A 23,944-nucleotide genomic window follows, 5' to 3' on the forward strand; every position below is an offset into this window, starting at 1 on the left:
GCTAGAATCGGCGCCATGACCAGCGGCTCCCTAGAGTTCACGGTTTCGCGCGCGGCAAATCCGGCGACCGACGCCGAACGTGTAGCGATCCTGGCTGACCCTGGCTTCGGCAAATACCACACCGACCACATGGTGTCGATCGACTACGTGGACGGAAAAGGTTGGCACAACGCGGAGGTCATCGGCTACGGCCCGATCCAGCTGGATCCGTCGGCGATCGTGCTGCACTACGCGCAGGAAGTGTTCGAGGGCCTGAAGGCCTATCGCTGGGCCGACGGGTCGATCGTGTCGTTTCGCCCCGACGCCAACGCCGCCCGGCTGCGCTCGTCGGCCAGGCGGCTGGCGATTCCCGAACTGCCCGACGAGGTGTTCGTCGAATCGCTGCGTCAGCTCATCGCCGTCGACAACGCCTGGGTGCCGCCGGCCGGCGGCGAGGAGGCGCTGTATCTGCGGCCGTTCATCTTCGCCACCGAGCCGGGCCTGGGAGTGCGGCCGGCCACGCAGTACCGGTACCTGGTGATCGGCTCGCCGGCCGGCGCGTATTTCAAGGGCGGTATCAACCCCGTCACCGTCTGGGTGTCGACGGAGTACGTGCGGGCCAGCCCGGGCGGCACCGGCGCGGCCAAGTTCGGCGGCAACTACGCGGCGTCGCTGGTGGCTCAGGCCGAGGCGGCCGCGCACGGATGCGACCAGGTGGTGTGGTTGGACGCCGTCGAGCGCCGTTTCGTCGAAGAGATGGGCGGGATGAACATCTTCTTCGTGTTCGGCAGCGGCGGGTCGGCGCGGCTGGTCACTCCTGAGCTGTCCGGCTCGCTGCTGCCTGGTATTACGCGGGATTCGTTGCTGCAGTTGGCCATTGACGCCGGTTTCACGGTCGAGGAACGCAAGATCGACATCGACGAGTGGGAGAAGAAGGCCGCCTCCGGCGAGATCACCGAGGTCTTCGCCTGCGGCACCGCGGCGGTCATCACCCCGATCGGGAAGGTGAAGTGCGGCGACAGCGAGTTCAGCGTCGCCGACGGCCAGCCCGGCGAGGTGACGATGGCGCTGCGCGACACGCTGACCCGCATTCAGCGGGGTTCCTTCTCCGATACCCACGGCTGGATGACGCGCCTGGGTTAGACGCGGCGAAAGGGGGGAAGCTATTTCGACGCGGCCCCCAGTTCTGCTCGGGCCTGGTCGATTTGGTCGTATGCATAAGCCACCATCTCCGCGGTGGTCATCGTCTCGCCCGTGCGTGCGAGCGATTCGTAGGTCTGGTCGTCGAGCACTTCGCGGAGGTGGGTGATCGCGGTTGTGATTTCGGGGAAAACCGCCGCGGTGAGGGGACCGAATGCGAAACCCGCGATGGTGACTGCCGGTTCGAGGCGTCCGAGGCGGTCGAGGAATACCGCGAGAGTTGCCAGGGGGGAACGGATAAGGGCGACGTTGCCTGAGTCGTAGCAGTGGCGGATGGCCAAAGTGATGTCATCGAGCGCCGCCAGCGGGTCGCCGTGTTGGGGCTCAAGCCGAGACAGACCGGTCGCCAGCGCTGATTCGGCGAAGCGGTTGCCGCTGTCTTGGGCGATCACCAGGCCCCGGCGCAGGGCTTCCAGCGCGTGGACGGGATCAGAATCGCTAAAGGCGAAGCCGTAGGCGTAAAGCGCGTACGCGAACGCAAAGGGGTTGTGGGCGGCTTCGGCGGCGTCGATAAGCCCGTTCGCGGCGGCCCTCGCCTCCTCACCGGCCCCGGCCATCGTCAGCGCGACGACCAGCATTGTCCTGGTGAGTGTATGGGTGTCGCGGCCGCGTGCGAGCTGGGCGCGGCACCACTCGACCCACCGTTCGGGCTGGCCGATGGCCGCGTACGCAACGCCGAGCACTCCCTCGAGGCCGAACGGCACCCCGCCGCCACTGCCGATCACCGTCTGGCCGGCGTCGGCATAGCCGACCGCCTCCTCGATCCGTCCGGGCATCCAGCACCCCACCGCCGCCAGCACGTACAGAGTCGCGAGCCGGGGATGGTCGACAGCGCGGGCGGGCTCGATGAGCTCCTCGGCCCAGGCTATCGGCTCATAATTGCCGATCATCTCGCCGAGGAGCATCGCGTAAGTGGCGATGGCGGTGGCGGCGTCGAGGTCGCGGTGGTCGGCGGCCCACCGGAATGCGGTGCGCAGATTGGCCAGCTCGAGAGTGAACCAGTCGTAGGCCTCACGCTGGCGGGGGCTGTCCCACAGGGCCAGGATGTCGGCTTCGCGTCCGGCGAAGTACCGCGAGTGGGTGGCCCGAATCTCGGAGGCTTCGCCGCGGGCGACGAGTTGTTCCTCGGCGAACTGGCGGATCGTCTCCAGCATCGAATATCGGGTCCGCCCCGACGACCTGTCAGCGACAAGCAGCGATTTGCGCACTAGGGCGTCGAGCAGATCCAGGGTGGCGAAGTCATCATCGGAACCCATGACGGCGCAGGCACTGTGCAGGTCGAATCCCCCGGCGAACACCGAACACCGCTCCAGCAGCGGCCTCTCCGCATCGTCGAGCAGGTCATAGGACCACGCCACCGCGTGGCGCAGGGTTTGGTGGCGTGACAGGCCACGCCGCGAGCCGACCAGCAGCCGGAACCGCTGATCCAGACGATCCCGCACCTCGCCGGCAGTCATCGACGCCATCCGCGAGGCCGCCAACTCGATGGCCAACGGGATCCCGTCCAGGCGGCGGCAGATTTCCATGACAGCGTCCGCCTCGCCGGGCTGGGCCAGCGAGAAGTCCGCCACGACACTGTGGGCACGGTCGAGGAAAAGTGTCACGGCGGCGGATTCGGTTCCGGAGTTCACGTCGAGCGAGGGGACACGCCATAGCTGTTCGTCGCTGATCCCCAATCCTTCGCGGCTGGTCGCCAGAATCGTCACGGTCGCCGAGGTGGCCAGGATCGCCTCGACCAGATCCGCGACGCTGTCGACAACGTGCTCGCAGTTGTCGAACACCAGCAGCCGCACTCTGCCCTCCAACGCGGACGCCACACTGTTGGCCACGCTTTTCCCCGGCTGTTGGATGATGCCCAGTACCGCGGCCACCGCGTCGGGCACCGCCACGGGATCGGTGACCGCGGCTAAGTCGAAAAACCACACCCCGTCCGGGAATTCGTCAGCCAGCCGCGCCGCGACCTCCAGCGCCAGGCGGGTCTTGCCGACCCCGCCCACCCCGGTCAACGTCACCAACCGATGAGCCTTCACAGCGGCCTGCAGCTCGGCGACCTCGGACTCGCGCCCGATGAAGCTGGTGGTCGCAGGCCGCAGATTCCCCGGACTGGCATCCAGCGCCCGCAACGGCGGAAAGTCCGTGCGCAAGCCCTCCGCGCGGACCTGAAATAGACCGACGGGAGTGGGCAGATCCCGCAACCGCCGCGGCCCCAGATCCACCAGATCAACTCCGCTGAGCAGACCCGCCGTCGACTCGGCCAACAGGATCTGCCCGCCATGCCCGGCGGCCATCACCCGCGCAGCCCGGTTGAGCACCGCACCGAAGTAGTCCGACCCACGCAACTCGGCTTCGCCGGTTGCCAGGCCGATCCGCACCGGCAACTCCAGTGCCCGCTGCGCGGCCACCGCGGCATCAACCGCCGATCCCGGCGACGCGAACGCGGCACACACCCCGTCGCCGGTGTGCTTGAACAACCAACCGCCGTGCGCCTCGATTGCCGATCGCAGCACCTCGTCATGCGCGGTCAGCGCCGCCCGCATCTCATCGGCGTCGGCTTCCCACCGACGCGTCGAACCCTCGATGTCGGTGAACAGAAATGTCACCACCCCCGAAGGCGCAGCCGCCGCGGACATGGGCACAGGATGTCACAGGCAACGCTCGTTGGGTGCTCTTGCGTCTCAGCCGACGGCGAGCGCCAGCGCGGTCACCGTCGTGGTGAGCTCGATCGCCGCACCCAGCACGTCGCCGGTGATGCCGCCGAACCGGCGCACGCAATGCGCCACCAGGCCCGCGCCGAAGCCCACCGCCACCAGCACCGCGACCGGCCCCTGCCACAGCCGCGGACCCGCCAGCACCGAAACCCCCAGCAGCACCGCCAGCCACGCCAGCACCACCGCCAACGGCTGCGTCCCGGCGACGCGCACACCCAGGGCGCTGCCCTCGGCCGCCGGCACCGACCGACGGCACGCCAGCACCGCGGCGACCCGCCCGGCGAACACCGCCACGACGATCCCGACCAGGCTCAGCCGCGCGAACGCCAACCCCTGCAGCACGATCACCAGCACGACCGCGGCCACCCCGAACGGTCCGGTCGACCCGTCGCGCATCACGGCAAGCGCCCGCTGCGGCGGCCCGTAGCAGCCCAGCCCGTCGGCGGTGTCGGCGACTCCGTCGATGTGCAGGCCGCGGGTCGCGACGAGCAGTACGGTCACCGCCAGCAGCCCGGACAGCGGGCTGGCCGGGCCGAACACGTGGAAGCCGGCCCATGCGACCCCGGCGGCCAGGCCGCCCAAGGCGGCGCCGACCACCGGCAGCGCGGTCATCGCCCCGCGGCCCATCGTCATCCTCGCGGAACGGGGAACCGGTACGACCGTTGCGAAAGCGAAAGCCGCTGCCAGCGAACGGATCACGACGTGGTGGGGCCTGTAGAGATGCCCGCTTCTTCCAAGGTGGCCATGCCCGACAGCGCGGCCACCGCGGCGCGCAGCACCGGCAGCGCCACCGCGGCGCCGGTGCCTTCGCCCAGCCGCATCCGCAGGTCCAGGATCGGGTCCAACAGGATGGACGTCAGGGCCAGGCTGTGACCCGGCTCGGTCGACCGGTGACCGGCCTGCCACCACAGCCGTGCACCCGGCGCCAGCCGCTCGGCGACCAGCGCGGCGGCCGTCACCGCCATACCGTCCAGCAGCAGTGGGGTACGCCGCACGGCGGCCTGCGCGCAGAAACCTGCCATCGCGGCCAGGTCCGCGCCGCCGCAACAGCGCAGCAACCCGACCGGGTCGCGCAGCAACCGCTGCGCCCGAAACAGCGAATCGCGCACCGCCGCGGTCTTGCGCGCCCAGCTGGCGTCGTCGATCCCGGTCCCGAAGCCGACCACGGCGACCGGCTCGGAGTTCGTCAGCGCCGCCACCAGCACTGCGGCGGGGGTGGTGTTTCCGATGCCCATGTCGCCGGCGATCAGCAGGTCGGCCCCGGCGTCGACCTCCTCGTCGGCGATCCGCTGGCCGGCCTCGATCGCGCGGACGGCCTCGTCCTCGGTCAGCGCGTCCTCGACGGCGATGTCGCCGCTGCCGCGCCGGACCTTGTGCGCGCCGATCTGCTCCGACAACGCATCGGCGTCCACGGCCAGGTCCGCCACCCGCACCGTCGCGCCGGCGATACCGGCCAGTGCATTGATCGCCGCCCCGCCGCCGTCGATGTTGGCGACCATCTGGGCGGTCACTTCCGGCGGGTACGCCGACACCCCGGACCGGGCGACGCCGTGGTCGCCGGCGAACACCACCACCCGGGCGCGCTGGAAATCCCGCGGCGGGCACTGGCCCTGGCACGACGCGACCCAGATCGCCAGTTCCTCGAGGCGGCCCAGCGCGCCCTTCGGCTTGGTCAGGGTGTCCTGGCGGGTTCGGGCGGCCGCGGCGGCGTCCCAATCGGGCGGGGATACTGTCGCGAATTCCATCAGGCTCCCGACGGCTTGATCGGCACGGCTTGCCCGGCCACCACCAACACCACCCGATCGCACAACGCCGCCATCCGCTGGTTGAGGCTACCCAGCTCGTCGGCGAACCGCCGCCCGGACGCGGTGGCCGGCACCACGGTCAGCCCGACCTCCGGGCTGACCACCACCAGCGGTGACCCGAACGTGCCGACCGCGGCAACCATGTCGTCGACCGTCTGCTGCACCCCAACCGGGCCGCAACTTTCTTCCCAGGCGTGGTGGCGGTCCAGCACCCGGGTCAGCCAGGTGCCGAGGTCGTCGACCAGCGTCGGAGTTCCCGGCGAGCGCCGCAATTGTGTTGCGATGTCGTCGGTTTCAACGGTCGACCAGTGGGCGGGGCGGCGGTCGCGGTGCGCGGCGACTCGTTGAGCCCAGGCCGGGTCGGCCTGGCCGTCCGGCCCGCAGGCCAGGTAACACACGGGCTGATCGGGTGCCAACGACTCGGCGATGGCTTCCTCCGCCCAGCGGGACTTGCCCGACCTGATCCCGCCGAGCACCAGGGTGCGCACCGGGGTCAGGCGGCTTTCGGCCGGCTGTTATTCGACATCGGCGCCGTGCTTGACTTGGGGCTTGGGAGCGCGCAACCGACGCATCTGGGCAGCCCGGCCGATGGCGTACATGCTTAGTTTCCAATGGCTTTCGGTGTTGGTCGGGAACTTCTCGTCGACCCTCTTGCCGACCTTGCGGGCCAAGAGGAACGCGTCGGCACCTATCAATGCCATCAGAATCAGCATGACCGGCGACACGAAGAGCTGTAACCGAGGGAGTGCGGTCATGGCGAACAGGACCAGCGCCGACGGCATGAACAGGCCCAGCGCGTTGCGCCGGGAATCCACCATGTCGCGCACGTAACGGCGAATCGGGCCCTGGTCGCGCGGCAACAGGTAGGCCTCTTCGCCGGCCATCATGCGCTCGCGGCGATCGGTCATCCGGGCCCGGCTGGCGGCTCTGTCGGCCCGGCGCTCCTCGCGGCTGAGTTTGGGGCCGGCCAGCGCCTTGCGTCGGGCCCGCGCCTCGGCGCCGGTCTTGGGTGCCGGCACGACCGGCCCCTTCCTACTGCCGCGCTTGGCGGCGTCGCGCTTGGGCGTGGGCCGGCCCTTGGGGTCGGTGGTACGTGACCCGCGGGATGGTGCGACGACCGCGCCGTCCACAAGGTCGTCGGTTATGGCCGGTGCCTCGGCTTGGCCCTCGTCGTGGCCCTTCTTACGGCCCAGCAGCTTCACAGTCGCCAGGTTACTTCGCGGGTGAGCGGGCCCCAAATGCCCCCTGCGAGCACCCGTATCGTGCATCGCCAGTGTGGCGTCTCTGTTGGCCCTAGGCTTACGGACAAAATGAACGGCCACCCGTGAACGACGACTCGATGGCGTCGGATCCTGCCGGCGCTGCCCCGGCGCCAGGCCGTATCCAGCTGCCCGCCATGCGCGTGCTGGTGGCTCCGGATTGCTTCGGCGGCAGCCTGTCCGCCGTGCAGGCCGCGGCGGCCATCGCGACCGGCTGGACCCGGTCACGCCCGGGCGATCGGTTCATCGTCGCCCCGCAGTCCGACGGCGGGCCAGGTTTCGTCGAGGTGCTGGCCAACCGGCTGGGGGAGCTGCGGCGACTGGAGGTGTCCGGGCCGCTGGAAGGCGAAGTGGAGGCCAGCTGGGTGTTCGATCCCGGTTCGGCGACCGCCTACCTGGAGTGTGCGCAAGCGTGCGGTTTGGCGCTGCTCGACGGGCCGCCCACGCCGGAGACCGCGCTGGCCGCCCACAGCAGGGGAGTCGGGCAGCTCATCGCCGAGGCGCTGCGCACGGGAGCGACCCGGATCGTCGTCGGGCTGGGCGGCAGCGCGTGCACCGAGGGCGGGCGGGGCATGATCACCGAGCTCGGCGGCCTGGACACGGCCCGCCGGCAGCTGAGCGAGGTCGAGCTGATCGCCGCCTCCGACGTCGAATACCCGCTGCTGGGGCCGTGGGGCGCAGCCCGGGTGTTCGGGCCGCAGAAGGGCGCCGACACGGCCACCGTGGCAGCTCTCGAAGTCCGTCTCGAGGGGTGGGCGCTGGAACTGGAAGACGCGGCCGGGCGGGACGTGAGCGCCGAGCCGGGCGCGGGCGCCGCCGGTGGTATCGGGGCCGGGCTGCTGGCGCTCGGCGGTCGCATCGAGTCCGGGGCGGCGATCATCGCCGAGCACACCGACCTGGCCGACGACCTCGCCGATGCGGACATGATCGTCACCGGCGAGGGCCGGTTCGACGAGCAGTCGCTGCACGGAAAGGTGGTCGGCTCGCTCGCCGACGCCGCCATTCCGCTGGGAATTCCGGTGATCGTGCTGGCCGGACAGGTCTGCCTGGACAAGTCCGCGACGCGGGCAGCAGGCATCATGTCCGCCTTGTCGATCGCCGAATACGCCGGTTCGGTGGGGTTGGCGCAGGCCGATGCGGCCAACCAGCTGATGGGATTGGCATCACAGGTTGCGGCGCGACTCGGGAATAGCGGTCCGGCAAGGTACCGTTGATGCAGTGGACTTGCCCCGGCGCGCAAATCCCGTGGCGCGCGGATCCCGGACTTGCCGGGCGAACCCACCCAACCAATGAGGCACGTAGGAGAAGCAATGACGGTGCAGAACGAGTCAACCGCCAAGACCCACAGCGTGATTCTGACCGAGGCCGCCGCCACGAAGGCGAAGTCCCTGCTGGACCAGGAGGGTCGTGACGACCTGGCGCTGCGTATCGCGGTCCAGCCGGGTGGCTGCGCAGGGCTGCGTTACAACCTCTTCTTCGACGACCGGACGCTGGACGGCGATCTGACCGCGGACTTCGGTGGTGTGAAGTTGACGGTGGACCGGATGAGCGCGCCCTACGTGGAGGGCGCGTCGATCGACTTCGTGGACACCATCGAAAAGCAGGGCTTCACCATCGACAACCCCAACGCCACCGGCTCCTGCGCCTGCGGGGACTCGTTCAACTGATCTTTAGGGCTAAGCGCGATCGCGAGCGCAGGCGGGGCGCGGCTGGCTCGGGCATTCGGGCGGCTAGCTCACCGAGACTGTAGTGAGAGCGTGGTTTGGCGCTCAATCGCGATCTGTGTGCAGTTTCGGCGGCTTCAGTTCAGTTTCGGCACTCCCGGCGGCGGCGGGGCGGGCCTGGCGTGGGCATTCGGTGCGGCTAGCTCACCGAGACTGCAGTGAGGTGCTCAAAATCGCACTGAGTCGGCGACAGGCCCTAGGACCACCCCTCCCTCAGTACGAGCCCGCCGTGCGCAGCACATAGGAGCACACCGAGATCTGGCTGCGCTGGAAAAGCAACTGGGCCACGCCTTGGATCTGCGCGTGCCTCGAACCGGGGATCTCCGACGATGCGTGCATGGTGAACAGCACCGTGGCCTGATATTGCGACAGGTACACGATCTTGTCGATCGAGGTGACCTCGGCGTGCGAGAACTGTTTGCGGAACGCATCGCTGCTCAGCTTGGCCAGGGCCTGGTCGGCCCGGCGGTCGCGCACGCCGTCGTAAATGCCGCACATCGTATTGCGGGAGATGGTCTCGATGTCGGCGTTGTCGAGCGCGTCCAGATACCCCTGAATCGCCGTTTTGACGGCTCCCTCGGAGAACGTGCCGCCGGTGTTGGCCCCGTTGGTGCGAACCCCGTAGACGATCGCCGCCGTCATGGCGGCTACCAGCGTGAGAGCCACCAGCAAGCCGATGACCAGCCGCTTGGGCCGCCGACTCGGGTAGGCCACCGCGGGTGGCAGCTGCTCGGGATAGGCGGTTGCCGGTTGCATCGCGCCGTCCACCGGGTTGGTGGCGAAGGCCGGCTCGGTCGCGATGAACTCGCGGCGCTCCGGCTCGGGGGGTCCGTCGGCGCCGACGATAGGGGGCGGCGAGTGCGGACCGGCCATCGTGGTTCTCCTACGGTGGTAAGTGGGGCATCGAGTGTTGCCGCCCGACGTAGGCAGGCTAGCGCACGACTTACCGGCGGCCTTGGACCCAACCGTTGTCGCGACGGGGCGAACCGGGTGGGCTGAATTCCGTGGGTAGGCTAGACGGCCTTACTAATGAAGGGTGATTTTTCGTGACGATCGCGGTGACTGGTTCGATTGCGACCGACCATCTGATGCGGTTCCCGGGCCGATTCTCTGAGCAGCTGCTGGCCGATCATCTGCAGAAGGTCTCGCTCAGCTTCCTGGTCGATGACCTGGTGATTCATCGCGGTGGTGTGGCCGGCAACATCGCCTTCGCCATCGGCGTGCTGGGCGGGGATGTCGCGCTGGTCGGCGCGGCCGGCGACGACTTCGACGACTATCGCAACTGGCTGGAAGGCCACCACGTCAACTGCGACAACGTGCTGGTCTCCACGACCGCGCACACCGCGCGTTTCGTCTGCACCACCGACGTGGACATGGCTCAGATCGCGTCGTTCTATCCCGGCGCCATGTCGGAGGCCCGCAACATCTCGCTGGCCGACGTGGTGTCGTCGATCGGCAAGCCCGACCTGGTCATCATCGGGGCCAACGATCCGGAGGCCATGGTCGTGCACACCGAAGAGTGCCGCAAGCTCGGACTGCCGTTCGCCGCCGACCCGTCCCAGCAGCTGGCCCGGCTGTCCGGCGAGGAGATCACCAAGCTCATCGACGGCGCCGCCTACCTGTTCACCAACGACTACGAATGGGACCTGCTGCTGTCCAAGACCGGCTGGTCGGAGGCCGACGTAATGGCTCAGGTGGACTTGCGGGTGACCACGCTGGGCGGCAAGGGTGTGGACATCGTCGACCGCGACGGCACCAGCCTCCACGTCGGCGTGGTGCCCGAGACCAGCCAGACCGACCCCACCGGCGTCGGCGACGCGTTCCGGGCCGGATTCCTGATGGGGCGCGGCGCCGGGCTCAGCCTGGAGCGGTCGGCACAGCTGGGGTCGCTGGTGGCCGTCCTGGTGCTGGAGTCGACGGGCACTCAGGAGTGGGAGTGGGACCACTCGGTCGCGGCCAGCCGGCTGGCGGGTGCGTTCGGCGACGACGCCGCCGCCGAGATCGCCGCGGTGCTGGCTTAGCCTGCCGACGGACCTACAACTCGACCGGATACTCCGGCTCGCTGATCTGCGGAACCACGCTGTGCTCGACGAAGATCGCGTACCACAGCATGAATATCAGCACCGTCCACAGCCGGCGGCTGTGGTCGCTGGCGCCTGTCCGGTGCTCGTCGAGCATCCGGCGCACCGTGACCAGGTCGACCAGGTGATTGGCCTGCGACGAGTCGACCATCCCGTACGCCCACTCCAGTAGCTCGCCGGCGCGCAGCCAATGCCGGATCGGGACCGGGAACCCCAGCTTGGGCCGATGCAGCACATGCGCCGGCACGATGGGCTCCAAGGCGCGGCGCAGCGCGTACTTGGTGGTGGTGCGGGTGATCTTCGCCTGCACCGGTAGCCGCGACGCCACCGCGAACACCTCGGGATCCAGGAACGGCACCCGCAGCTCCAGCGAGTTGGCCATCGTCATCTTGTCGGCCTTGACCAGGATGTCGCCGCGCAACCAGGTGAACAGGTCGATGTGCTGCATGCGCGCCACCGGATCCCAGCCGGACGATTCGGCGTAGACCGACGTGGTCACATCGGTATGGGTCCAGTCCTCGCGGAATTCGGGCAGCACGTCGCGCAGCTGCAGGTCGGAGAAGCTGCGGGCATTGCCGTAATAGCGCTCCTCGAGCGTCAGGGATCCGCGGTGCAGCAGACTCTTGCCGCGCATCCCCTCCGGCAGCGGCTTGGACACCTTGCCCATCGAGCGCCGCAACGCCCCGGGCAGGTAGTCGAACGGGCGCAGCGACAGCGGCTCCCGGTAGATCGTGTAACCGCCGAACAGCTCGTCGGCGCCCTCACCGGAGAGCACCACCTTGACGTGCTTGCGGGCCTCGCGCGCGACGAAGAACAGCGGTACCAGCGCCGGGTCGGCGACGGGCTCGTCGAGGTACCACACGATCTCGGGCAGGGCGGCGACGAACTCGTCGGGCTTGACCACCTTGGCGATGTGGCGGGCGCCGATCGCCTCGGCCGAGGCCACCGCGACGTCGATCTCTGAGAAGCCCTCCCGCTCGAAGCCGGTGGTGAAGGTGATCAGGCGCGGGTTGTGCCGGATGGCCAGCGCCGCGATGGCCGTGGAGTCGATCCCGCCGGACAAGAACGCGCCGACGGTGACGTCGGCGCGCATGTGCTTGGCCACCGAGTCCTCCAGCACCGCGGTGATCTCGTCGTAGCGGGCCTGCTCGGTATCGCGGGTGAAGGGCACAGCGGCGAACCGCGGCACGAAATAGCGGGTGATCTCCGGCTCGAGCCCCGGTCGGATCCGCGCGTAACACCCCGACTCCAGCCGACGCACCCCCCGATGCAGCGTCTCGGGCTCCGGCACGTACTGCAGGACGGTGTAGTGCTGCACCGCGCGCACGTCGATTCCGGTGTCGAATCCCACCCACTCGGCCAGGTCCAGCAGGCATTTCTTCTCGCTGGCCACCGCGGTGCCCCCGGTGCCGGTCGCCATAAACAGCGGCTTGATGCCGAACGGATCACGGGCACAGAATAATTCGCGCGTGACGGTGTCCCACAGCGCGAATGCGAACATGCCGCGCAGCCGCGCCAGGACGTCGGCGCCCCAGTAGTGGTAGCCGGCGACGATGGCTTCACCGTCGCCGTCGGTGGCGAAAACGGCCCCGTGCTCGGTGCGCAGTTCTTCGCGGAGCTCCAGGTAGTTGTAGATCTCGCCGTTGAACACCAGCACGTAGCGGTCGGGTGTCTCCGGCGGCCCCCACCGCAGCGGCTGATGCGAGTGGGCGATGTCGATGATGGACAGCCGGTTGAACCCGAACACGACCTCACCGTCGGCATGTGGGTCGATCCAGGTGCCCGGCTCGTCGGGTCCGCGATGGCGCATCAGGCGCAACGAGTGGGCGACAGCGCTGTCGGCCGCGCCCGCGTCGGGGTTCACGGCGCCGTCCAGGCCAGGAGCCGCCACGAAGGCCAGCAGTCCACACACGGCGCCCCAGTATGCCGCACTCGGGGCGCTGATCGCCTTTCGAGTGCCGTTTGGGCGGCTCGTTGTGGCACACATCGTCGCCCTCTGAGGCGTCGTGGTCTACGCTGCGTAGTATTCGACATCCGAGTTAGCCGACGGTTCCCGCCGCAACCGGGATCGCCCCGTCGATCCAGCTTGTGATACAGGAGGCGCCAACGTGACACGTCGCGAGCTAGGCCGTTCGCAATGGTTGTCGCAGGGTAAGTTTCGGCGTGTTCCCGGAGGCGCCAGAGTCCGCCGGCTGACGCTCGTCGGGGCGCTCGGCGTGCTGGCGGTCGCCCTGAGCGGATGCAGCTGGGAACACGCGATGGCCATGGGCTGGCCGGAGGGCATCACCCCGGAGGCCCACTGGAATCGCCAACTCTGGATCGGGGCGGTGATCGCCTCCCTGATCGTCGGCGGCATCGTGTGGGGCCTGATCTTCTGGACGGCCGCGTTCCACCGCAAGAAGGCCGGCGACACCGAGCTGCCCCGACAGTTCGGCTACAACATGCCGCTCGAGCTGGTACTCACCGTCACACCGTTCCTCATCATCTCGGTGCTGTTCTACTTCACCGTGGTGGTGCAGGAGAAGATGCTGCATCTGGCCGGCAACCCCGACGTCGTGATCGACGTCACCGCCTTCCAGTGGAACTGGAAGTTCGGCTATCAGAAGGCCAATTTCCAGGACGGCTCACTGAGCTTCCCGAGCGCCCAAGAGGCGGCCGACAGCGACGCCAAGAAAAAGTCGATGGAGTCCAAGCCCAAGGGCAAGGACGAGCACGGCGAGGAGCTCGTCGGGCCGGTGCGTGGACACAACACCTCCGACCGTCAGTACCTGAACTTCGACCCGGTCGAAACCCTGGGGACCAGCACCGAAATTCCGGTCCTGGTGCTGCCGACCGGCCACCGCATCGAATTCGTGTTGAACTCGGCTGACGTCATCCACGCGTTCTGGGTGCCGGAGTTCTTGTTCAAGCGCGACGTGATGCCCGATCCGGTGGCCAACAACTCGGTCAACCGCTTCCAGGTCGCGGAGATCACCAAGACCGGGCCATTCGTCGGGCACTGCGCCGAGATGTGCGGCACCTACCACTCGATGATGAACTTCGAGGTGCGGGTGGTGACACCGGAGAACTTCAAGACCTACCTGGAGGCACGGCGTCACGGAAAGACCAACGCCGAGGCCCTGATTGCCATCAAGGAGCCCCCGGTCGCTCAGACGACCCACCCGTTCGACACTCGCCGCGGCGAACGCACCCAGCCAGTAGGTTAGGACACGCAATGCATATCGAAGCGAGGCTTTTCGAGTTCATCGCCGCGTTCTTCGTGTTCTCCGCGGTGCTGTACGGGTTGCTGACTGCGCTGTTCCAACGGCCCGGCGGCGTGGAGTGGGCGGGCACCACCGCGCTGGCTCTGACCGGCGGCATGGCGTTGATCGTGGCCACCTTCTTCCGCTTCGTGGCACGCCGGCTCGACACCCGGCCCGAGGACTACGAGGGTGCCGAGATCAGCGACGGTGCAGGGGAATTGGGGTTCTACAGCCCGCACAGCTGGTGGCCGATTCTGATCGCGTTGTCCGGTTCGGTGGCGGCGACCGGTATCGCGCTGTGGCTGCCCTGGCTGATAGCTGCCGGGGTGGTGTTCATCCTCTCGTCCGCGGCCGGACTGGTGTTCGAGTACTACATCGGGCCGGAGAAGCACTGATCGGCGCCCAGAAGGTCACAATCAGGGCATCAGTTGATCTGTGGCCAGTTCGCCCACACTTGGTTGCCGCGGTCAGTTCGGTAGGGTTCTCCGAAGCACGATGAGAATCTCCCGAGCGCGCGCGCACCGAGGCAGCCGCGGGGCCCCGCGCACTCGCGATGCAGTTGGACAGGGCAGGCGAACATGAGCGGGCCGAATTCCCCCGGACGGGATCTTGACGAACCCGATCCCGCCGGCGCGCACCGTCACGAACTGGAACCCCTCGACGACGACGAAGCGGCCGATCACACCGACGTTTACTCGCGGGCCTACTCGGCACCGGAGTCCGAGCAGTTCACCAGTGGCCCCTACCTACCGACGGAGCTCTACGACTACGACGGCTATGACGGCTCGTCCGACCTGATCGACGAGCGCGCTGCCCCGCGCTGGCCGTGGGCGGTCGGGTTCGCCGCGATCCTGGCCGCGGTCGCGCTGGTGGCTTCGGTGACCCTCCTGGTCACGCGCCATGACACCAGCCAACTCGCCAACCCGGGGACGACGACGTCCACAGAAGCCTTCCAGGACGCGCTGACGCCCACCAAATCGCCGCCGGCGTCGCCGCCTTCACCGGCAGCCGAGATCCCGACAACCACCGAACCGCCGCCGGTGTCACCGAGTCCGACGCCTACGGCGTCGGCGGCCCCGCCGGCGACAATCACCGGGCCTCCGCCGCCGCCGGTAACCACGACGGCGGCGATAGCCCCGCCGATTCCCACCACCACGACGCAGAGCGGGCCGCGGCAGGTCACCTACACGGTGACCGGCAGTAAAGCCCCCGGCGACATCATCACGGTGACCTACGTCGACGCCTCTGGTCGGCGGCGGACGCAGCACAACGTGTACATCCCGTGGTCGATGACCGTCACTCCGATCTCGCAATCCGACGTCGGCTCGGTCGAGGCATCCAGCCTTTTCCGGGTCAGCAGACTCAATTGCTCGATCACGACCAGCGATGGAGCGGTGCTGTCAGCCAACGCCAACGACGCCTGGCAGACGAGCTGCTGATGGTCAGCAGGTATTCCGCATACCGGCAAGGGCCGGACACCGTTCCCCCAGACGTCGTCGATCGCATCCTGATCGGCGCGTGCGCAGCGGTCTGGTTGCTGCTGGTGGGGGTGAGCGTGGCCGCCACCGTCGCGCTGACCGATCTTGGTCGGGGCTTTCACAAGGTGGCCAGGACGGCGCACACGCCGTGGGTCCTGTATGTGGTCATCGTCGTCTCCGCGCTGATCATTGCGGGGGCGATCCCGATGTTGTTGCGGGCGCGCCGCATGTCCAACGCTGAGCCGGACGCCGGGACGGTGGGCGCGCTGGCACGTAGGGTGGTCCGGCAGCCGGCAAGTTCGGGGCATTCGACCCGCAGCGCAGCCGAGCGGGCGCGCCGGGAGACCGTCCGGGCATACGGGGACACCGACGAATGGTCGGGCGCGGCGGCGGACCGCATCTGGTTGCGCGGCACACTGGCCCTGACGGGCACGATGGGGGCCGCGCTGGTTTCGGTCGGGGTGGCGACCTACCTGATGGCCGTCGGCCACGACGGCGCGTCCTGGGTCGGCTATACGTTGGCCGGGCTCATCACCGCGGCGATGCCCGCGCTGGAGTGGATCCACGTTCGCCAGCTGCGTCGCGTCATCGCCGTGCACTAGGCGCCCGACGCGCCGACGGTCGGGCTAGTGCTCGCCGTTGGATGAGCCGTTGGTGCTCTCCTGGCTCTCGCGCAGCGCGGTCAGGGCACGATGCTCGGCGGCGTGCGCCGCTTCCCGCAGTGCCGTGTCCTCGGACACCGGATCGGCGAACAGGAAGCTGCCGCTGCCCGGCGACCCAGCCAATCCCAGCTTGTTCATTCGCTTGGGAACGGCAGCGCCCCGGTACTCCAGCGGAATCGGGTGGCCCTGAGAGTCGACCGGGCCCAGGGGCTGGTGCAGCTCGATGTAGGCGCCGTGCGGCAGCCGCTTGATGATGCCTGTCTCGACGCCGTGCTCGAGCACGTCGCGGTCGCTGCGCTGTAGCCCGACGCACCACCGATACGTGATGAAGTAGATCAGCGGGGGCAGGATCACCATGCCGATGCGTCCGATCCACGTCGTCGCGTTCAGCGAGATATGGAACTTCAACGCGATGATGTCGTTCATCGCCGCCAGCGTGAGGATCATGTAGAAGCTGATCGCCATGGCGCCAATGGAGGTGCGCACCGGGGCGTCGCGCGGCCGCTGCAGCAGATTGTGGTGCGCATAGTCGCCGGTGAACCGCTTCTCCAGGAACGGATAAACGATCAGCAGCACGAAAATCAGGCCCATGATCAGCGCGACCCAAACGGCCGCGGGAATGGTGTGGTGCCAGAAGTAGAACTCCCACGGCGGCCAAATACGGGCCAAGCCCTCGGTCCACATCATGTAGAAGTCCGGCTGCGACCCGGCCGACACCTGTGATGGCTTGTAGGGACCCAGGTTCCAGATCGGGTTGATCTGCAGCAAGCCGCCCATAATGCCAAGGACACCGGTGATCGTCGCGAAGAAGGCGCCGGACTTGACCGCGAACACCGGCATCACCCGCACCCCGACGACGTTGTGCTCGGTGCGTCCCGGGCCGGGGAACTGGGTGTGCTTCTGGAACCACACCAACGCCAGGTGCGCGCCGATCAGCGCCAGAATGATCCCCGGCAGCAGCAGAATGTGCAGCGCGTAGAGCCGCGGAATCAAGATATTGCCGGGGAAGTCGCCGCCGAACAGCGCCCAGTGCAGCCACGTGCCAATCACCGGCATGCCCAGCGAGATCGAGGAGAGCGCGGCGCGCAGGCCGATACCCGAGAGCAGGTCGTCGGGCAGCGAGTAGCCGAAGTAGCCCTCGAACATGGACAGGATCAGCAGCAGCGAACCGATCACCCAGTTGGCCTCACGCGGGCGCCGGAACGCTCCGGTGAAGAAGATGCGCGCCAGGTGCACCATGATCGACGCGGAGAACATCAGGGCGGCCCAGTGGTGGATCTGGCGGACGAACAGGCCGCCGCGGACCTCGAAGGAGATGTCTAGCGCGGATTCGTAGGCGCGGGACATCTCGACGCCGCGCAACGGGGTGTAGGCACCGTGGTAGGTGACGTCGAGCATCGACGGGTCGAAGAACAGCGTCAGGTACACACCGGTGATCAGCAGCACGATGAAGCTGTACAGCGCGATCTCGCCGAGCAGGAAAGACCAATGTGTGGGGAACACCTTGTTGAGCTGACGGCGCACCGCGGCCGACGGGTGATAGCGGGTGTCGATGGCCTCGCCCTGGCCGGCCATGACTTCACCGATGTTCGGAGGACTGAGTTTTGGACTCATGTTGTTGTGCGCTCCCAAAATGCGGGTCCGACGGGCTCGGCAAAGTCACCGTTGGCGACCAGATACCCCTCGGTGTCGATGGTGATAGGCAGTTGCGCCAGCGCGCGGGCAGCGGGACCGAATATCGGCTTGGCGAAATACAGGGCGTCGAACTGCGACTGGTGACACGGGCACAGGATGCGGTAGGACTGCTGCTCGTACAGCGACGACGGGCAGCCCAGGTGTGAGCAGACCTTGGTGAAGGCGAAGAACTCGCCCCAGTTGAAGCTCTCCTGGCCCTGGCGTTTGACCACGCGGTGCATGTCGCTGGGCCGAATGCGGATGAGCATCACCGGATTTCGGATGCCCATCTTGATCGCGATCAGCTTTTCCCGGGACGCTTCGTCGGTGCCGTCGCCGTCGCTCTTACGCCACGGGAAGACCGTCTCCATCCCGCCTGCGTCGATGTCTTGTGGCCGCAGGGGAACGAACGGTGCCGAGTCGTTCGAGCCGGTGGCGCGGGCCAGGTAGATGGTCTCGCCCTTCTTGCGCGGGGTCCAGCCAGATGTCCACAGCACGGCCTTCTTGCCCTCGGCGGTGTCGACGACCGGCTTCCACGGGTTCTTGATCAAGCCGCCGGCAAACGCCACCAGGGTGCCGAGGCCGAACGCGCCGAGGCCCATGCCCAACGACAGTCCGACCAGCTTGCGGCGTTTGATCGTCGAGCCCTCCAACGCGTTGGTCAGGTTCGCGACCACCGTCTTGCGGTCGATCTCCTTGGATGCCCCGTCATGCCGTTCCTGGATCGAAATCTCTTCCGGGATAAACCTTTTCTGGAACATTACGGCACCGATGCCGATGGCCAGGACGGACAGCCCGAAGGTCAGGCCGTACAGCGGGGTGGCCACCGTGTACAGGAAGCTGCCGGGCTCCTCCTTGGCCCTGTACTCCCACGGCCAGAACAGGAAGATCACCAGCAGCGCCAGCCCGGAAGCACCGCCCAGCAAAAGCCAGAGAGCGACCCCACGCTCGGCGCGCTTCTCGGCCTTGGTGCCCTCGACCGGCCAGCGAGGCTCCTTGAAGACGGTCTGGACACCGTCGATCTTGCCGCCCAGCTCGAGCAGTTCCTCGTTGGACATCGCCGCCAGCGCGGCCGGGTCGGGAGTTGAGCCGTCTTTCACGTCGTCAGCGCCGCTCACGATCGCGCCCCAATCCACAGTGCCAGCCCGATGGCGGCAACCATCCCGATGATCCACGCCGCCATGCCCTCGGGAGCCGGTCCGAATCCGCCGAGGCCGTAGCCACCCGGCTGGCGCTCTTCGACCACCGTCCGGACGTAACCGATGATGTCCCGCTTGGCTTCGAAGTTGAGCTGGCGGTCGGAGAACTTCGGCATGTTCTGCGGGCCGGTCATCATCGCCGTCAGGATCTGCTGTTCGTTGGCGGGCCCCAGGTCCGGCGCGAACTTACCGGACGACAGCGCCCCGCCCTTGCCGGTGAAGTTGTGGCAGGAGGCGCAGTTGAGCCGGAACAAGTCGCCGCCGCGGCCCAGGTCCTTGCCGCGCAGCGATTGCATCGCGAGGTGGCCGTCGGGGTCGCGGACGACCGACGGGCCGCCGCCCTTGGACTGCACGTAGGCGCCGAGCGCGTCGATCTGGTCGTCGTCGAAGATCGGGTCTTTACGCGGCGCCTGAGCCTCACCGCGCATGGCGGGCATCCGGCCGGTCGACACCTGGAAGTACACCGCCGCGTCGCCGACGCCGATCAGGCTCGGGCCGTGGTCCGGCACGCCCTGCAGGTTGGCGCCGTGGCACGTGACGCAGGAGGTGTCGAACAGTTGTTGGCCCTTTTTAATCGCCGCGCTGTTCTCGTCGGCGACTGCCACCTGCGGAGTGGGGGTGAGGACCGCAGCCAGTCCACCGGCCACGGTCAGGGCTATCAGCAGCAGCAGGCCACCGGACAACCGGCGCTGCACGCGCCGCCGGGAGCGGTCCGTCCGCTTGCTTCCGGGCTTGCTTCCGGATCGGGTGAAACCCAGTTTCTTCAACCGAGAACTCCTGTTCATTCCGGGGTGCCGGTTTATCGGATGAAATAGATCACGGTGAACAGCGCAATCCACACGATGTCCACGAAATGCCAGTAGTAGGAAACGACGATGCTGGCGGTCGCCTGCGCCGGCGTGAACTTGCTCATCGCGGTGCGGGCGAGCAGGAAGATGAAGGCGATCAGGCCGCCGGTGACGTGTAGTCCGTGGAAGCCGGTGGCCAGATAGAAGACGCTGCCGTAGGCGCTGCTGGGGATCGTCGTGCCGTGCGTCATCAGGTGGTAGTACTCGTAGGCCTGGCCGAGGACGAAGAACAGGCCCATCAGGAAGGTGATCACATACCAGCGGCGCAGCCCGAAGACGTCGCCGCGCTCGGCCGCGAACACGCCCATCTGGCAGGTGAACGACGAGGCGATCAGGACCAGCGTGACCGGGACGGCCTGATACAGGTTGAGCTCGGTCGGCGGCGGCGGCCAATTCCCGCCGGCTTGAGCACGCGCGGTGAAGTACATCGCGAACAGGCCAGCAAAGAACATGAGCTCGCTGGAAAGCCAGACTATGGTGCCAACACTGACCATATTGGGCCGGTTCAGCGAATGAATGCGCGACGTGATCGCGGTACCCGAGGTCCCCACAGCGCTGGTCACATCCGCAAGTATGACGCTTTGTAGTTGTTTGAGACCACCCGGGTCAAAGATTTCGTGCAAATCAATTCGGCGCGTCGCGCTCGCGTCCGTACCGGCGCGCTATTGGTGGGCTCGGTCCTCGTGGGACCATCGGCGCGTGGCTGACTCAGATCGGGAGGTATCGGCACCGTCATGGCCCCAGGTCCTGGGTCGTTTGACCGAGGGGCAGAACCTGGTGCGGGGCCAGGCCGCCTGGGCGATGGATCAGATCATGGCGGGCAACGCGCGGCCGGCCCAGATCGCGGCCTTCGCCGTCGCCATGAAGATGAAGACTCCGACCGCGGCCGAGGTCAGCGAGTTGGCCGACGTCATGCTCAGCCACGCGCGTCAGATGCCTTCGGACGCCATCCGGGACGACACCGTCGACATCGTCGGCACCGGCGGCGACGGCGTCAACACGGTCAACCTGTCCACCATGGCGGCGATCGTGGTCGCCGCGGCGGGCGTGCCGGTGGTCAAACACGGCAACCGGGCGGCGTCCTCGCTGTCCGGTGGCGCCGACATGCTCGAGGCGCTCGGGCTTCGCATCGACCTCGGGCCCGAGCAGGTCGCGAGCAGCCTCGCCGAAGTCGGGATCGGGTTCTGCTTCGCGCCGGTGTTCCATCCGTCCTACCGGCACGCGTCCACGGTGCGCCGCGAGATCGGGGTGCCGACGGTGTTCAATCTCCTTGGGCCGCTTACCAATCCGGCTTGGCCGCGGGCGGGGCTGATCGGCTGCGCGTTCGGCGACCTGGCCGAGGTGATGGCCGGGGTGTTCGCCGCGCGCCGGTCCAGCGTGCTGGTCGTGCACGGCGACGACGGTCTCGACGAACTGACCACGACGACCACGAGCACGATCTGGCGCGTGCAGGCGGGCACCGTGGACAAGCTGACCTTCGATCCGGCGGGTTTCGGGTTCGCGCGAGCCGAACTCGACCAGCTGCTGGGAGGCGACGCAGAAGCCAACGCCGCGGAGGCGCGCGCGGTACTGGGCGGCGCCACCGGCCCGGTCCGGGATGCCGTGGTGCTCAACGCGGCCGGTGCGCTCGTCGCGCACGCCGGGTTATCCAGCCGCGCTGAATGGCTGCCGGCCTGGGAGGACGGGTTGCAGCGGGCCGGCGCCGCCATCGACTCCGGTGCGGCCGAACAGCTGCTGGCGCGATGGGTGCGGTTCAGTCAGCAGGTCTGAATCCCAGCCCGCCTGTTCGGCGGCCAGCCGGGCGGAGCGCGCCGTGGCCGCCCACTGAGCCCAGGCGCCGGCCGACCGTAGCGGCGAAGCCCATCCGTCATCGGTTACTCGGACTATGCGTACCCCGGGCGTGGCCAGCCAGCGCGCGATGAGTGCGGTCTCCTCGACCAGCGCGCCGCCGAGCGGGGCGGGCGCCGGCAGCATCGTCTGGGCGCCCGCCCGGATGGCGTCGACGACCGGCAGCGGCGGCACCCCACGTCTGGCGGTGCCCGCGGCCGCGAGCTGGCCGTGGCGGATGACGGCCAGGTGGTAGCCGCCGTCTCCGTCCGGTGCCGCGACGATCAGTTCGGGCAGCGCGGCCAACGCGCGCAGTCGCTGGCCGCGCCACAGGGTTTCGATCGCGGTGGCGGTGTGGTCGCGCAGTCGCGCGGCGCTCTCGTAGCGGTGCAGCCCGGCCAGCCGGCCGACTTCTTCGACGGCCGCGGCCAGCGGGGTGTTGTCCAGGCCGTCGATCAATGCCGCGGCGCGTGCCACGGCCGCCGCGTATTGGATCGCCGTCACGCCGCGCGCGCCGGGACACGGCGCCACCTCGACCTCGGGACAGGCCGGCCCGTGCAGCGCCGAACGACCCAACCGCGTGGTGCAGGTCCGCACGCCGGTGAACCGGGCCAGCAGGGCCGCCGTCTGCGCGGCGTCCGCGCGGGACCGAAACGGGCCGACGACGCGGTCGTGCCGGGGTGAGCGGACCACCGACAGGCGCGGAAACGCTTCGTCGGTCAGCACCACCCACCACCACCGCTGCGGGAATCTGGACCGGCGGTTGTACGGCGGGGCGTGCGCGGCCAGCATCCGCAGTTCGCGAACGCCGGCCTCCAGCGCGTGCGCGCACTCGACGTGGTCGACAGTGTCGGCCAGCCCGACCATCTCCTTGATCCGGCCGCGGGGGTCGCTGCCGTTGAAGTACTGGCTCACCCGGCGCCGCAGGTCGACGGCGGTGCCGACGTAGAGCACCTCACCCGTCGGTCCGCGGAACAGATAGACCCCGGGCTTGTGTGGCAGCCCTTCGGCCAGGACCCGCTTGCGGCGCTGGGCCGGCGTCACGTCGGGCAGGTACGAGCGCAGGTCGGCGTAGGTGTGCACGCCCTGGTTGCCCACTCGTTCGATCAGTGCGTGCAGCACGTCGACGGTGGCGCGGGCGTCGTCGAGCGCGCGGTGGGTGGGTTGGGTGGCGACGGCGAACAGCCGCGCCAACGCGGCCAACCGCACGCTGGGGGCTTCCTCGCGGCTCAGTACCCGGCGGGCCAACCGGACCGTGCACAGCACCTGCGGCCGTGGCCAGGTGATGTCGCACCGCTGCGCGGCGGCCCGGAGGAACCCGATGTCGAACCCGGCGTTGTGGGCGACGAGCACCGAACCGCCGGAGAACTCCAAGAACATCGGCAGTACAGCGTCGATGGTCGGGGCGTCGCACATCATCGCCGTGGTGATGCCGGTGAGCTGCACGATCTGCGGCGGGATGCTGCGCTGCGGGTCGACCAGAGTGGCGAACTCGCCGAGCACGACGCCGCCGCGGACCTTGACCGCGCCGATCTCGGTGATGGCGTCGGGAGGTGTCTCCGCCGTCCCGGTGCTGCGTCCGCCGGTGGTCTCCAGGTCGACGACGACGAAAGTGGTATCGCGCAACGGCATTTCCGGACTTGCGTCCGGACTTGCGGAGGGACTTGCGGAAGGGCTTGCGGAAGGGCAGACGTCGGCGAAACTCAGCTGGGTCGCGCCGGTCGCTGCCACAGCCGTGACGTTAAGCACACCCACCGACACCCGGGCGCGGAAAACATGTCGGTGGCCGCGGTTAGCGTGCGGGAGAACTCGACGGAGGCCGACCGAGAGGACCCTGATGACCCACAGCCCAGAATCCGAGAGCAACCATGCCGCGGCGCCCGGGCCGGTGGTGATCGACTGTGACGATTGCGCGGCGCGGGGTCCGGGATGCCGCGACTGCGTGGTCAGCGTGCTACTCGGTGTCCCGGAGACTTTGTTGTACGACGAGCGTGCCGCTTTGGAAGTGCTCGCCGAAGTCGGCTTGGCCCCGAGGCTTCGTTTGGTGCCGATCCGACGTACTCGCGGGTCGGGCGTCGCCTAATGCGCTGTGGGACATAACTGCTGGACAGCGCCGATCGGCATGCGCCACTCATAAAGAAATGACAGAAATCTATCCATTTTCTTAACGACCCCCTTTGGACAAACGCCGATATCGTTTCGTAACCTGTTTGAGACCTAAACCCGCTCGACGGCGACGTCGATGGCAGTTTGAGGAA

At 68.2% G+C, this 23,944-nt stretch carries 21 protein-coding genes and 1 pseudogene; 10 read left to right on the forward strand and 12 right to left on the reverse strand.

What is annotated here, in order from left to right; all coding sequences use genetic code 11:
- Positions 1-15 precede the first annotated feature (15 nt).
- Positions 16-1,122 carry a branched-chain amino acid aminotransferase gene (locus VML93_RS11345; RefSeq protein WP_325610611.1) on the forward strand — a complete coding sequence of 369 codons (1,107 nt, stop codon included), beginning with the start codon at positions 16-18 and terminating at the stop codon, positions 1,120-1,122.
- Positions 1,123-1,142: 20 nt separating this feature from the next.
- Here the strand turns inward: VML93_RS11345 and VML93_RS11350 are convergent, their stop codons facing one another.
- From VML93_RS11350 to VML93_RS11370, 5 genes are read right to left on the reverse strand one after another with little or no spacing between them, the layout of a single operon-like run.
- Positions 1,143-3,809, reverse strand: coding sequence for an adenylate/guanylate cyclase domain-containing protein (locus VML93_RS11350; RefSeq protein WP_325610613.1), 2,667 nt, complete (start codon positions 3,807-3,809; stop codon positions 1,143-1,145).
- 45 nt (positions 3,810-3,854) lie between these two features.
- Positions 3,855-4,586: an adenosylcobinamide-GDP ribazoletransferase gene (locus VML93_RS11355; RefSeq protein WP_325610615.1), complete on the reverse strand. Its 732-nt coding sequence runs from the start codon at positions 4,584-4,586 to the stop codon at positions 3,855-3,857.
- Positions 4,583-5,635 (reverse strand): nicotinate-nucleotide--dimethylbenzimidazole phosphoribosyltransferase, encoded by a 1,053-nt coding sequence (gene cobT, locus VML93_RS11360; protein WP_325610714.1) that lies wholly within the window; start codon positions 5,633-5,635, stop codon positions 4,583-4,585. Before cobT ends, VML93_RS11355 begins: the two co-directional genes overlap by 4 nt.
- Complete coding sequence (locus VML93_RS11365) at positions 5,632-6,180, reverse strand: bifunctional adenosylcobinamide kinase/adenosylcobinamide-phosphate guanylyltransferase (RefSeq protein WP_325610617.1); 549 nt, start codon at positions 6,178-6,180, stop codon at positions 5,632-5,634. Before VML93_RS11365 ends, cobT begins: the two co-directional genes overlap by 4 nt.
- 27 nt (positions 6,181-6,207) lie before the next feature.
- Positions 6,208-6,837 carry a DUF3043 domain-containing protein gene (locus VML93_RS11370; RefSeq protein WP_414686338.1) on the reverse strand — a complete coding sequence of 210 codons (630 nt, stop codon included), beginning with the start codon at positions 6,835-6,837 and terminating at the stop codon, positions 6,208-6,210.
- Positions 6,838-7,088: 251 nt separating this feature from the next.
- Here VML93_RS11370 and VML93_RS11375 point away from each other — a divergent pair, with 251 nt between their 5' ends.
- Both VML93_RS11375 and VML93_RS11380 read left to right on the forward strand, forming a co-directional pair.
- Positions 7,089-8,165: a glycerate kinase gene (locus VML93_RS11375; protein ID WP_325610715.1), complete on the forward strand. Its 1,077-nt coding sequence runs from the start codon at positions 7,089-7,091 to the stop codon at positions 8,163-8,165.
- Positions 8,166-8,261: 96 nt separating this feature from the next.
- Entirely contained in the window at positions 8,262-8,618 is a 357-nt protein-coding gene (locus VML93_RS11380) for an iron-sulfur cluster assembly accessory protein (protein ID WP_325610621.1), read from the forward strand.
- 270 nt (positions 8,619-8,888) lie between these two features.
- Here the strand turns inward: VML93_RS11380 and VML93_RS11385 are convergent, their stop codons facing one another.
- Positions 8,889-9,548 carry a hypothetical protein gene (locus VML93_RS11385; RefSeq protein ID WP_325610622.1) on the reverse strand — a complete coding sequence of 220 codons (660 nt, stop codon included), beginning with the start codon at positions 9,546-9,548 and terminating at the stop codon, positions 8,889-8,891.
- A gap of 173 nt (positions 9,549-9,721) precedes the next feature.
- On the opposite strand from VML93_RS11385, the gene VML93_RS11390 reads away from it, so the two are divergent.
- The gene (locus VML93_RS11390) at positions 9,722-10,696 is read left to right on the forward strand and encodes a carbohydrate kinase family protein (protein WP_325610624.1); all 975 of its coding nucleotides are present in this window, start codon (positions 9,722-9,724) and stop codon (positions 10,694-10,696) included.
- Positions 10,697-10,709: 13 nt separating this feature from the next.
- Here the strand turns inward: VML93_RS11390 and asnB are convergent, their stop codons facing one another.
- The gene (gene asnB / locus VML93_RS11395) at positions 10,710-12,668 is read right to left on the reverse strand and encodes an asparagine synthase (glutamine-hydrolyzing) (protein WP_325610625.1); all 1,959 of its coding nucleotides are present in this window, start codon (positions 12,666-12,668) and stop codon (positions 10,710-10,712) included.
- A 196-nt stretch (positions 12,669-12,864) separates the two neighbouring features.
- Between asnB and VML93_RS11400 the strand changes: the two genes are divergently transcribed.
- The 4 genes from VML93_RS11400 to VML93_RS11415 all read left to right on the forward strand — a co-directional run bounded on the left by VML93_RS11400 (position 12,865) and on the right by VML93_RS11415 (position 16,078).
- Positions 12,865-13,962: a cytochrome c oxidase subunit II gene (locus VML93_RS11400; RefSeq protein ID WP_325610628.1), complete on the forward strand. Its 1,098-nt coding sequence runs from the start codon at positions 12,865-12,867 to the stop codon at positions 13,960-13,962.
- An 8-nt stretch (positions 13,963-13,970) separates the two neighbouring features.
- Positions 13,971-14,393 (forward strand): cytochrome c oxidase subunit 4, encoded by a 423-nt coding sequence (locus tag VML93_RS11405; protein ID WP_325610629.1) that lies wholly within the window; start codon positions 13,971-13,973, stop codon positions 14,391-14,393.
- A 183-nt stretch (positions 14,394-14,576) separates the two neighbouring features.
- Positions 14,577-15,437 (forward strand): MmpS family transport accessory protein, encoded by an 861-nt coding sequence (locus VML93_RS11410; RefSeq protein ID WP_325610631.1) that lies wholly within the window; start codon positions 14,577-14,579, stop codon positions 15,435-15,437.
- Positions 15,437-16,078, forward strand: coding sequence for a DUF2561 family protein (locus VML93_RS11415; RefSeq protein WP_325610633.1), 642 nt, complete (start codon positions 15,437-15,439; stop codon positions 16,076-16,078). Before VML93_RS11410 ends, VML93_RS11415 begins: the two co-directional genes overlap by 1 nt.
- Positions 16,079-16,102: 24 nt before the next feature.
- Here VML93_RS11415 and VML93_RS11420 read toward each other — a convergent pair whose 3' ends face one another.
- Genes VML93_RS11420 through VML93_RS11435 form a run of 4 tightly spaced genes read right to left on the reverse strand, consistent with a single transcriptional unit; the run spans position 16,103 to position 20,422 of the window.
- Complete coding sequence (locus VML93_RS11420; protein WP_325610635.1) at positions 16,103-17,752, reverse strand: cytochrome bc complex cytochrome b subunit; 1,650 nt, start codon at positions 17,750-17,752, stop codon at positions 16,103-16,105.
- Complete coding sequence (locus VML93_RS11425) at positions 17,749-18,912, reverse strand: ubiquinol-cytochrome c reductase iron-sulfur subunit (RefSeq protein ID WP_414686339.1); 1,164 nt, start codon at positions 18,910-18,912, stop codon at positions 17,749-17,751. The genes VML93_RS11420 and VML93_RS11425 overlap by 4 nt, the downstream gene beginning before the upstream one ends.
- Positions 18,913-18,926: 14 nt before the next feature.
- Positions 18,927-19,778: a cytochrome c gene (locus VML93_RS11430; RefSeq protein ID WP_325610639.1), complete on the reverse strand. Its 852-nt coding sequence runs from the start codon at positions 19,776-19,778 to the stop codon at positions 18,927-18,929.
- Positions 19,779-19,810: 32 nt separating this feature from the next.
- On the reverse strand, positions 19,811-20,422 hold the full coding sequence (locus VML93_RS11435; protein WP_325610640.1) for a heme-copper oxidase subunit III: 612 nt from the start codon (positions 20,420-20,422) through the stop codon (positions 19,811-19,813).
- Between the two features lie 136 nt (positions 20,423-20,558).
- Between VML93_RS11435 and trpD the strand changes: the two genes are divergently transcribed.
- Positions 20,559-21,629, forward strand: coding sequence for an anthranilate phosphoribosyltransferase (trpD, locus tag VML93_RS11440; protein WP_325610642.1), 1,071 nt, complete (start codon positions 20,559-20,561; stop codon positions 21,627-21,629).
- Here the strand turns inward: trpD and VML93_RS11445 are convergent.
- Positions 21,567-23,447: pseudogene (locus tag VML93_RS11445) on the reverse strand (DEDD exonuclease domain-containing protein); the annotation flags it as partial. The gene trpD and the pseudogene VML93_RS11445 sit on opposite strands and share 63 nt — an antisense overlap.
- A gap of 76 nt (positions 23,448-23,523) precedes the next feature.
- Here VML93_RS11445 and VML93_RS11450 point away from each other — a divergent pair.
- Complete coding sequence (locus VML93_RS11450; protein WP_325610644.1) at positions 23,524-23,769, forward strand: hypothetical protein; 246 nt, start codon at positions 23,524-23,526, stop codon at positions 23,767-23,769.
- The last annotated feature ends 175 nt before the right edge of the window (positions 23,770-23,944 follow it).

The sequence above is a fragment of the Mycobacterium sp. genome, from assembly GCF_035499775.1.
GTDB lineage: Bacteria > Actinomycetota > Actinomycetes > Mycobacteriales > Mycobacteriaceae > Mycobacterium.